This is a genomic window from Hungatella effluvii, assembly GCF_003201875.1.
Lineage (GTDB): Bacteria > Bacillota > Clostridia > Lachnospirales > Lachnospiraceae > Hungatella > Hungatella effluvii.
The window spans coordinates 88609-99119 of record NZ_QJKD01000021.1; the positions used below are offsets into that span (position 1 = coordinate 88609).

Here is a 10511-nt window from a genome sequence, read left to right on the forward strand (position 1 = left end):
GTCCTTTTTCGTTTTATTACGGCGCCGTTATCTTAATTGTAGCAAGTGTTTTTTATACTTCAACCCCTTTTAAAAAAATTATAAAATTCGCAGAGGTCTTTCACGAATTTTGTGTTTATGATACAATAAAACGGTGGTGGAGCAGGCGTGTGGCTGGAAAATAAAACTGGTATTGCTAAAAAGTTAAAAACTGGATATTTGAAACAGTCCAATTTCGGTTTATAGTAAGTGCATTATCATTGAAAACCGGAAGGGAGACTTTGTATGAAAACGAACAATAATACCAGAAAAATGGTAATGACGGCGCTGTTTATGGCGCTGGTATGTACAGCGACGATGGTGATCCGGATTCCGACACCAGGTACGAACGGATATATCCATCCGGGAGATGCGCTGGTAATTCTTTCGGGAATCTTTCTTGGACCGGTTCAGGGACTCCTGGCCGCAGGAATTGGTTCCGCGCTGGCGGATTTCCTGGGCGGATATCTGCTGTACGTGCCGGCCACCTTTCTGATTAAGGGGCTGACCGCTTTTTGCTGCGGCCTTGTATTTCAGAGACTTTCAGCGACGGCCGGAAAACGGACCGCCGGTGTGGTGATCGGAGGGCTGACTGACATGGTGTTTGTAGCCTGCGGGTACTGGCTTTATGAAACCTGTTTTTATGGAATGGCAGCGGCCCTGGCCAGCGTGCCGTCGAATTTGATTCAGGGCCTTGGAGGCCTTATTCTGGCCGTCATTCTGTATCCCGTCCTGGCTGTGTGCCGCCGCCAGATGGAGCAGGAGGAAAAGCGGCTGGAATAGCGCGGAGAAATTCCGGGAGGTTTTTTGTGGCAATTGCAAAGAAGCATAAAAGAACATTAGTCTATGGGGACAGTACCTATTACTGGTGGGTAAAGCGGGATGATGATTATGACAGACCCGTACTGCATATCGCGTCGGAGGATAAAGGACTGATTGTGCTCTATCCCACGGAACAGCATGGGGAGCGGCGGTATCTGGTATCCATCGGAAGAGTATTTAAGAACAGAACGACGAGCGGCTGCTGGCAGCGGTACCGGATTCCGAAACTGGGCGCCGGGAAGAAGCCTGACGCAGGCCAGGATACAGAGAAAGCCGACGAGCCGGTTATGGAAGATTTTCCTGTTACGCCTGGATTTGTGGCCAGCCTTTTGGGCTGGTGCCTCGACGATGGAGATGCAGAGTGTGTGACATGGAACGGAAGAGATATCTGGCTGTAGGGAGGAACGGTATATGGCAGTAATTCTATCGCTGCAGGGCTGTATGGCCGTGGGAAAAACCACGGCCGTTCAGTATGTAAAGGAGCGCCGTCCTGAAATGGGTGATACCGCAGCGAATAAAATATAAATGCAGGAGAGTGGAATCATGGCAGTATTAAACATGCGTTACGACGGAGACGAGATACTGAGAAAGAAATGCAAAGAAGTGAAAGAGGTGGATGACCGGATCCGGGAAATCCTTAACGATATGACAGATACGCTTCATGCGACGCCTAACGGAGCTGCAATTGCAGCGAACCAGGTAGGAATTTTAAAACGCCTTGTCGTCATCGATATGGGAACCGGGCTCATGAAGCTGGTAAATCCCGTGATTGTGGAACAGACAGGGGAACAGGACTGCATCGAAGGCTGCCTAAGCTTTCCGGAGAAATACGGAAGGACCATTCGGCCCCAGACCGTAATCGTGAAGGCGCTGGATGAAAATGGAGAAGAGGTTACTCTGACCGGAATCGATGAGATGGCCAAATGTTTCTGCCACGAGCTGGATCATTTAGACGGAGTCTGCTTCGTCGATAAGGTGACGGAGTGGCTGTGACCCGTGCCAAGTCAAAAAGCGCCGCAGGCAGCGGGCTTTTTGACCCTCGCGGCAGTCGTCAGATGGATCCGCAGGCAACGAGTCAGATGGCTCGCCAGCGGGTCCATCTGACGACTGCCTGTGGGAACAAACAGACAGGAATTGGACGACTGCCTTTATGGCGGAAATGGAGGGGACGGATCGATGGAATACCGTCAGATCAGACCGGAGGATGCCCGGGAATATGTGGAAATGATGCGGTCCCTGGATTTAGAGACCGATATGATGATGCTGGAACCTGGGGAACGGAAAAATGACCCGGAGGCCGCCGCGGCCATGATCCGGGAGTCTCTGGCAGCAGGCGATTTCTTCCTGATTGCCAGGGAAGGGGAGACGATGGCGGGCGTGCTGACAGCTGAGCGGGGCCGCTACCGCCGAATCCGCCACGCGGCATATGTGGTAGTCGGAATCCGGGCCGGATACCGCGGCCGGGGCATCGGCACAGAGATGTTCAAACGCCTGGATGCATGGGCCGTATCCCAGGAAATCACCCGCCTGGAGCTGACCGTGAGAAAGGAAAATAAAGCCGCTGTCCATCTCTATGAAAAAAGCGGTTTTGTAATCGAAGGGCTCAGAAAGAACTCTATGCGTGTCGGCGGCGTCTACGCGGATGAGTATTACATGGCAAAATTTATCCCCCAAAATGAAGGGGCATAAAACAGCACTGCACGAAGCGGTCAAACCGCTGAGTGCTCATAGCAGGGAGGAATGATCATGCAATTACTATTTAAACAGCGGCTGTTTTCCTGGTTTGACAGTTACGACATCTATGACGAGAGTGGAAATACGGTCTATACGGTAAAGGGAAAATTAAGCTGGGGCCATTTGCTGGAAATCTATGACCGTTTCGATAACCATATCGGAACCGTACAGGAGAGAGTGCTCACCTTTCTGCCTAAATTTCTGATGTACATAAACGGACAGGAGATCGGAGAAATCCGCAAGGAACTGACCTTTTTAAAGCCCAAATTCACGCTGGACTGTAACGGCTGGACGGTGGATGGAGACTGGCTGGAATGGGACTATCGTGTAAAAGACAGCGCAGGCAGTCTGATCATGACGGCCAGTAAAGAATTTCTCCACTTTTCAGACACGTATGTTCTCGATATTGTAAAGGAAGAGGACGCGCTCCTCTGTCTGATGATCGTACTCGCCATTGACGCGGCGAAATGTTCCGGCGGACAGGACTGACTTATTGTAACAGGAAATGTCACAATTTATCTGCCGGATTCCCAGTGATCAGGCATCTTTAACCAGGAAGGCAGACGGGTATCCCGGCTGCCTTTTGCGGCATTTATCTGCATCTGCGTAAGGAAAAAGGCATCCCTTAAATCGGCGCCTTTAAGATTGGCATCCCGCAGGTCGGTTCCCAGAAAGCACGTTCCGAAGAGACGGCATCCCCTCAAGTCGGCCGCAATGAGAAAGGAAGAAGAAAAATCCATGGCACTTAAGTCTGCCCCCTGAAAATGATATCCAAGGAAACGCAATGGCCCGGCACCATTCGTCCCGGGCGTTTTATGGGAAGAGGCGGAGTGGCTGCGGGCAGACCGCGAAATGCCTCCCTTTTTCGAAGGCAGCTTCTGAGAAGCCGCATAATCGAGCGTCAGGCGGATCGTCTCCTTCAACAGATCGTTGGCCGCAGTGATCCTATCGTGGATCCCGTCTTCCGTGAGGTCCTGCCGGGAACCGTCTGCCAGCTTCTCTAAGCCGGTCAGCGCGGCATGGATACGGGGGCGCAGTGCGGATGCGGGGCGCAGTATTGCGGCTTCCTCCAGATACCACATGGCCTCGTGCAGCTTTAATTCAAGGAAGAAGACGCGGAACATTTCCTCCGGATCAGGAAGCTGCCGCCAGCTCTTCCCCTGAAATACGATTTCTGTGGCCGTCTGCCCCGCCCCGAAGCAGTCGTAATTGATGCATCCCTTCAGGCGGCGTCCGGACAGAGAACTGTGAACCTCGCAGGAGAAATCTTCACATAAGTGGGCGCAGGGAATCCCGGCTTCCTTATCGTCAGGGAATCCCTCCGCTTTGGAAAAATAGAGTGCCGTGCAGCACAGGCCGCAGCAGCGGGAACAGTCCGCGGCCAGACGTTCCCTCCTGTGGGAAATGAGGGCCGGGACCGGGGCTGCCCCACCGGATACCGCGTGCCGGTACGAGAAATTTTCGTGGATTGGTTCCATGTCATTCAGCCTCCTGTACTTGTAACGGATAGTATTCCATAGTATAATGCGGGTATCTGACAGCGTCAAGGCCCTGCGGGCAAGTGCTACATCAGGGGGGCCAGTGTGCCACCCTGAAAATAGTCCGGTAAAAAGAATCAGAGAAATGAAGGTGGAGAGATGAAGGAAACGGGTAATCCGATTGTCTGGCAGTCCCGGACGTGGCTGATGGACGCGCTGGCGGCTCTGATGGAGGAAAAGAAATTCGAAGAGATTACTGTGGTGGAAATATGCAGGCGGGCGGATTTATCAAGGCGGACATTTTATAGAAATTATTCCTCGAAGGAAGACCTGTTTCGAAGCTGCTGTGAAAGCCAGTGCAGGGAATATGTCCGGTATCTGGAACGGGATACCGCCTATTTTGCGGCGCACATCACAGAGGTGTATTTTTCGTTCTGGAAAGAGCATAAGAAATTTCTGCGGTCTGTATGCAGGGACGATAAGATCTGTTGTCTCATCGAGGTGTCCAACACGTACTGGCCCGAAATTTACGGCCGGCTGCAATCGTACTGGAAAGAAACCATGAGCGGAGAAGAGCTGGAGTACTGTCTGTTTTTTAACATGGGAGGCTTATGGAATATTATGATGAAATGGCTTTTTGAGGAACCGGAGAGAAGCCCCTGTGAGATGGAGCGCATGATTCGAAGGTCTCTACAAAATTTACTGGCTGGCGATGAGAAATCGCCGGATAGGAGTGATGCAAAATGAAAAAATATACGAGAAAGGAACTGTTATCCATTCCAAACCTTATGGGATACTTCCGGCTTCTGATGATCCCGGTCTTTGTATATCTCTATCTCCATGCGGAGACGGACCGCGGCTATTACGCCGCGGCGGCTGTCATGGGAATATCGTCCATCACGGATATGTTTGATGGACTGGTTGCCCGAAAATTCAATATGATCACGGAATTCGGCAAATTTCTGGACCCGTTTGCCGATAAGATGACGCACGGGGCCATTCTCTTATGCCTGTGGACCCGCTATCCGTATATGGCAGTTCTGGTGGTACTCTTTGTCCTCAAGGAGGGATTCATGGCGGTTATGGGCCTGGTGAAGCTGAGAGAGGGCAAGAAGCTTGACGGCGCCATGTGGTTTGGAAAAGTGTGCACGGCGCTGCTGTTTGTCGTCATGTTTGTACTCATTCTCGTGCCACATATCCCGGCCGCGGCGGCGAATGCACTGATTGCTGTCTGCGCCGTGGTCATGGCTGCGACACTCATCCTGTACATACCTGTGTTTCGAAAAATGTGACACGCTCTGGTATTCGCGCCGGGAGGCACTAGCGCTCAAAGCCATGCACCCAGCTGCCCTTCAGGAAATAACGGAGAAAGACGACCGAGCTTAAGAACCAGGTCAGCGGATAGGCCCAGAATACTACGCGGATATCCGGAACAAAGTGAACGGTTACGGTGATGTACGTCACCCGGATGATGCACCAGCAGACCATCATAACCAGCATGGGAACCGTGGATTTTCCGGCGCCGCGGAGAATTCCCGCGATACAGTGGGAAAATGCCAGAAGAAAATAGAACAGGGTCACCGTGCGGGCCTGGGCCGTTCCATTTATGATAACCTGCGGATCATTGTTAAAGGCGGAGATGAGCAGGGGCGAGAAGGCATAGATGAAAATGCCGACGAGCTCCGCGGTGATGATGGAGCAGAGAATGCCAAAGCTGGCCCCCTTTTTCGCCCGCTCATACTGTCCGGCGCCGAGATTCTGGCTCACGAACGTGGTCAGGGCCATGGCAAAGCAGGTGATCGGCAGGAATCCAAAGCCTTCGATCTTCGAATAGGCGCCGCATCCCGCCATCGCCATTTTCCCGAAACGGTTGATATTGGACTGGACTACCACGTTAGCCAGAGAAATAACGGAGTTCTGAAAACCGGCCGGGAGACCGTTTGCGATGATCTGCCGCAGGAGTCCTGTGTCAAACCGGATGTTCTTTAAGCAGACCCGGTATTCCTCCGGACTTCTCATGAGCCGGCGCAGACAGAGAAACGCGCTGACAAACTGGGAGATAATGGTGGCAAACGCCGCGGCTCCCACTCCAAAATGAAAGATTCCAACCAGCACAAGATCCAGCACGATGTTGATGAGAGACGATATAATGAGATAAACCAGCGGATGGCGGCTGTCACCCACGGACTGCAGGATGCCGACAAACACGTTGTACATGACGAAGGACAGAGAGCCTGCAAAATACGTGCGGAAATAGACGGTGGATTCCGGAAGTACATCGGCCGGGGTTCCCATCCAGACCAGAATAATCGGCGCCAGTACCACACCGATCACAGTCAGCACCGCCCCTGCGGCAAGGCCGAAGGCAATGGTGGTGTGAACGGCCTTCTGCACGTCACCGTGCCGCCCGGCACCGTAATACCGGGCGATGACCACACCGGCTCCGATTGCGATTCCGTTGAAGAAACCGACCATGAGGAAGATTAAGTTGCCGGAAGAGCTGACGGCAGCGAGGGCATTGCTTCCCAGAAAATTGCCGACAATCAGGGAATCGGCTGTATTGTAAAGCTGTTGAAAAAGGTTCCCGAGAAATAAGGGAACAGCAAATGCGATAATTTTTTTCCAGATAGACCCCTCTGTCATCAGGGTCGAAGACGTGCTTTTTTCCATAGTAAATCCGCTCCATAGTCATTGATTAATGTTTTGTATCAGTAGTGCGCAAGGCGCCATCCTTTATTCTACTACAGAAACAGCGGGAATGGAATCAGTTTTTAGCGTCTTCTATCCACATACGTAACCGTTCAGGTTACAGTCCACTCCCCACCAGGGGCACCGCGGTCCGGTTCGGCCGTGCAGGCTTCCTCAGCCTTTCCAGTTCCGGTTTCGGGCATAAGAAGTTCTAAACGTGCAGAATTTTTCTAAAAACCAGGTGAAATTCCCAAACTCGCTGCGCTCAGACAAGTGGGAATTTCACCTGAACGAAAAATTTTGCACGTTAAGAACTTCTAATACCCTGCAAAGTCACAGGAAAGGCTGAGGAAGCCTGCACGGCCGAACCGGACCGCGGTGCCCCTGGTGGGGAGTGAACTGTAACACCGTTCAGCCCTCGCTTCCAGCCGCCGCAGTCCGTTCCGGAACTTTCGTTTTCCAGTTTTGAACCACCTCCTCAACAAGCTGTCCGGCCGTATCGCGGTTAAAGGGCATGACCCGGCCGTGGTATGGAAAATACACGAGATTCGACCAGAGCACCTCATAGCCGCCTTTTTCGTACTCCTCAGCCGTCGGTAAGTAACTGTTACATCCATTGGTATAGCCGTTTAAAAAGAGCAGCGGCGTTTCGGCCGCCTCCATGGCGTCAATGGAAATCCTGCACATGGCTTCATTGGCAATCCCACACAGACAGCCGTCATTGAGGGAGAAGTACTGTATTTCAACCTCTGAAAACTGTTGTGAAATCCCCTCGCCGTCAAGGCGTTTCACTTCCCGGAGCCAGTCGGTTCCATCGATGCCGGCCTCCTTAAGCGCCTCATCGGCAATCCGCTCCGCCTGTGTCAGGGAGGGGACATCCGCTGTAAAATGGCTGAAAACCGACTTCATGGTCAAATGAGTGACAGGCTCTGCTTCCATTGTGGGAAGAACGGCTGACACTGCCTGGCAGATAGCCTCAGCCGTCTGCTCCAGGGCCTTTTGGCTCTGAAGCCGGTATATTTTCTGATACTCTTCTGAAAATCCCTTCTCCGCCGCCTCGTAACCGTGAATCTCCAGATACTCTGTGTTTTCCTGATGAAAACGAGGCCGTACGTCTCCGGAGGCGCCCTGCATCATCATGATTTTGCAGCCGAAGCGCGCTTCCAACCGCTCTCTTGTAATGCCAAAGTAGTCGGCTGATATGAGATAATTGTCGCTGGAGAGAATGTTGGCATGGGCAGTGACCCGCAGCAGCAGCACCCTGGGAGATTCATTTTCCGGTGCGGTGATAGACAGGATTCCAAGCCGGTTGTCGAAGTCGGTGGAATCCGTTCTGCGGTTCAATCCCACAGTATTTTCTCCGATGCCCCATGAAGCCAAGGCAGGAGACAGACTGCTCAGAGCGTCTTTTACAGCACTCTGTGCCCTGCGGCATACGAAATCAAAGTATTCCGGCTCCTCTGCGGCGTTCGGGGCGGAATGTGTATGAGAAAATGCAGTCATGACGTGATCGGTTCCCGTATGAAGCAGGTCTGCAATGAGACCCCGCAGGACATTGGACAAATGGACGGTAAAACCAAGGCTGTCCAGGGTAATAAGACAGGCCGTTTCTCCCCCGTATTCCCAGACCATGGTCTGGAGCTTCAAGGGGTCGCGGATGCCCCTTGAGTGATTGTCCGGACGGAAAAATCCGACCAGTTCAACAACAGTATCCGGTGTGATATCGGCTTCCCCATATCCCATCCGTGCAGTCTCGTAAGTGTTCATCTGTAACAACCTCTTTTCTTTCTGTTTTTTTCTATTTATCCTTCCTGTTAAGGATACCCGAAATTCCGTGAAATCTCAATCTACCAGTCGCTTCTGTACTGTTTTGTACAAAAAAAGAAGGACTGTTTTCCGCAGTCCTTCCATGATTGTCACGGTGACTCGTGCGCAGAGCGTGCGAGTGATCGTTATTTCTGATAAATGATCTTTCGTATGGCATGTATAGAGAGGCAGTACTGGTCCGCCAGCGTCTCCATGGACACTCCATTCTGCCATGCATCAAGAATATCCTTGTTGCGTTTTCTCAGTTTCTCCCGGCCTCCGTTCCGTTCGCCCCAGGCCCTGTGCTGGTCTTCCCTGGCCGGAACGTAGAGATATCCGGACTGAATGTAATTCTGCAGCTCTTCCACCAGCGAGGCGGGAAGAACCGCGGCCGCATTGATATATTTCATAGCGCTTCACTCCCTGTTTTTTATTGTCAGGCAGCAAAGCCGTACTTGATCAGCGACTGCAGCTACTCCATGCAAATGTCGCTGATTCTGCCGGCTTTGCATGGAGCAATACATCGTTGTTTTTCTTTTTGTTTCTGCACATGATTATCACCCTTTTCAGAAAACTGCTGTGTTTCCTGCCGAAACACACCTTTAAGACCATTTCAAGATACGCGCTTAGCTTAAAGATGCTTCGCTAAGTGTTTCCAGTATATCATTTTAGAAGGGGATATACAAGCGGTGAACGGGTCTTGTGAGTACGGTATTAAGCATGAAATGCAAAGAAAACAGAGGGGAAGAAAAAACTTTATGCCTTTTCTTTTAACACTTTTTCTTGTATAATAAACATTACAGGTGCATTAACATGTAATGTAATGACATACTTCCGATTCGCCGCTTGCGCAGTGGCGTGAATATAGTGAAATATAGAACCCGAGAGGATATCACCATCAAATTTGATGGTGTGGATGGAAGGGCTGAAAGGCCGATAAATTTGACTTTCAGCGTTACTTCTGTTTTTTAGAACAAGGAGGAAAAATTTATGTCGAAGGCCGAAGCTGCAAAGAAATTATACGAGGAATGTAAGGATATGGATATAGACGAAACTATGGAGTTGGTTTTAAATGCAGAGACAGAAGAAGAGCAGGATTTTTTTTCTATGTTAAGTGATTTTATTTTGCAGAGAAAGCAAAAGAAAGTAATAGCTCAAAAGAGGTTCTAAATGAAAAAATACATTTTATATGCTGGTGTAAACGGGGCAGGGAAATCAACTTTATACAGGACTACACACTATCAGGATACGATGCCGCGGATCAATACGGATGAAATATTGAGAGGTTTTGGTGATTGGAGAAATACTGTGGATTTAATGAAAGCAGGCAGAATTGCAATTGAACGATTAAATTCTTACTTGCAGGAAGGGATTACGTTTAACCAGGAGACTACTCTGTGCGGACATACTATATTGAGTACAATACACAGGGCCAAACAGTTGGGATATGGAATAGAATTACACTATGTTGGGGTTGATTCTCCAGAGATCGCAAAGCAGAGAATTGCAGAGCGAGTGAAAATGGGAGGGCATGGGATACCAGACAAGGATGTTGAGAAGAGATTTGGAGAAAGCTTGAGAAATCTTCACGAAATAATTGATTTGTGTGACTTGGCTGCATTATATGACAACACAAATGAATTTCGCCGGTTTGCAATATATAAAAGCGGGGAGATTGTCAGAGTGTCAAAGAATACCCCTGATTGGTATATAAAATGGCAGAAAGGGTGTCACTAACTTGAAGCAATTATGGTTTAAGTGATCTGTTAAGTATAATTGAGAGTAAAAAGGGGCTGTGAAAAAAGTCCAAAAAAAGAACGCTTTCAGGTATGAAACCTGGAGGCGTTCTTCTTTTTGTGGTAAAATTAAACTACCATGAATAACATTACCGAGAAATATTATAGCCTAAAACAGGGAAGATTACCACTGTTTCTTTCAGATTGTCTGGATATCTGTGATCCGGTA

13 protein-coding genes are annotated in these 10511 nt (G+C 50.1%); 9 read left to right on the forward strand and 4 right to left on the reverse strand.

Going from position 1 to position 10511, the window contains the following annotated elements:
• Window positions 1–264: 264 nt before the first annotated feature.
• The 5 genes from DFR60_RS26555 to DFR60_RS26575 all read left to right on the forward strand — a co-directional run bounded on the left by DFR60_RS26555 (window position 265) and on the right by DFR60_RS26575 (window position 3063).
• Window positions 265–801, forward strand: coding sequence for an ECF transporter S component (locus tag DFR60_RS26555; RefSeq protein ID WP_110325928.1), 537 nt, complete (start codon window positions 265–267; stop codon window positions 799–801).
• A gap of 26 nt (window positions 802–827) precedes the next feature.
• The gene (locus DFR60_RS26560) at window positions 828–1238 is read left to right on the forward strand and encodes a hypothetical protein (protein WP_110325930.1); all 411 of its coding nucleotides are present in this window, start codon (window positions 828–830) and stop codon (window positions 1236–1238) included.
• Window positions 1239–1383: 145 nt separating this feature from the next.
• Window positions 1384–1833: a peptide deformylase gene (gene def / locus DFR60_RS26565; protein ID WP_022030196.1), complete on the forward strand. Its 450-nt coding sequence runs from the start codon at window positions 1384–1386 to the stop codon at window positions 1831–1833.
• A 183-nt stretch (window positions 1834–2016) separates the two neighbouring features.
• Window positions 2017–2529 carry a GNAT family N-acetyltransferase gene (locus DFR60_RS26570; protein ID WP_110325932.1) on the forward strand — a complete coding sequence of 171 codons (513 nt, stop codon included), beginning with the start codon at window positions 2017–2019 and terminating at the stop codon, window positions 2527–2529.
• 57 nt (window positions 2530–2586) lie between these two features.
• Window positions 2587–3063: an LURP-one-related/scramblase family protein gene (locus DFR60_RS26575; protein ID WP_110325934.1), complete on the forward strand. Its 477-nt coding sequence runs from the start codon at window positions 2587–2589 to the stop codon at window positions 3061–3063.
• Window positions 3064–3089: 26 nt separating this feature from the next.
• Here DFR60_RS26575 and DFR60_RS26580 read toward each other — a convergent pair whose 3' ends face one another.
• On the reverse strand, window positions 3090–4052 hold the full coding sequence (locus DFR60_RS26580) for a pentapeptide repeat-containing protein (RefSeq protein ID WP_110325936.1): 963 nt from the start codon (window positions 4050–4052) through the stop codon (window positions 3090–3092).
• Between the two features lie 159 nt (window positions 4053–4211).
• Here DFR60_RS26580 and DFR60_RS26585 point away from each other — a divergent pair, with 159 nt between their 5' ends.
• Window positions 4212–4799, forward strand: coding sequence for a TetR/AcrR family transcriptional regulator (locus DFR60_RS26585; protein WP_110325938.1), 588 nt, complete (start codon window positions 4212–4214; stop codon window positions 4797–4799).
• Window positions 4796–5344: a CDP-alcohol phosphatidyltransferase family protein gene (locus DFR60_RS26590; RefSeq protein ID WP_110325940.1), complete on the forward strand. Its 549-nt coding sequence runs from the start codon at window positions 4796–4798 to the stop codon at window positions 5342–5344. The genes DFR60_RS26585 and DFR60_RS26590 overlap by 4 nt, the downstream gene beginning before the upstream one ends.
• Before the next feature lie 28 nt (window positions 5345–5372).
• Here the strand turns inward: DFR60_RS26590 and DFR60_RS26595 are convergent, their stop codons facing one another.
• From DFR60_RS26595 to DFR60_RS26605, 3 genes are all read right to left on the reverse strand, one after another.
• Window positions 5373–6722 carry an MATE family efflux transporter gene (locus tag DFR60_RS26595; RefSeq protein ID WP_110325942.1) on the reverse strand — a complete coding sequence of 450 codons (1350 nt, stop codon included), beginning with the start codon at window positions 6720–6722 and terminating at the stop codon, window positions 5373–5375.
• A 429-nt stretch (window positions 6723–7151) separates the two neighbouring features.
• On the reverse strand, window positions 7152–8507 hold the full coding sequence (locus DFR60_RS26600; protein ID WP_110325944.1) for a hypothetical protein: 1356 nt from the start codon (window positions 8505–8507) through the stop codon (window positions 7152–7154).
• Window positions 8508–8692: 185 nt separating this feature from the next.
• Window positions 8693–8956, reverse strand: coding sequence for a CD3324 family protein (locus DFR60_RS26605; RefSeq protein WP_110325946.1), 264 nt, complete (start codon window positions 8954–8956; stop codon window positions 8693–8695).
• 580 nt (window positions 8957–9536) lie between these two features.
• Between DFR60_RS26605 and DFR60_RS26610 the strand changes: the two genes are divergently transcribed.
• Together DFR60_RS26610 and DFR60_RS26615 are read left to right on the forward strand one after the other, a co-directional pair.
• Window positions 9537–9716: a hypothetical protein gene (locus tag DFR60_RS26610; RefSeq protein ID WP_002600396.1), complete on the forward strand. Its 180-nt coding sequence runs from the start codon at window positions 9537–9539 to the stop codon at window positions 9714–9716.
• Window positions 9717–10283: an ATPase gene (locus DFR60_RS26615; protein WP_110325948.1), complete on the forward strand. Its 567-nt coding sequence runs from the start codon at window positions 9717–9719 to the stop codon at window positions 10281–10283.
• Window positions 10284–10511 lie beyond the last annotated feature (228 nt).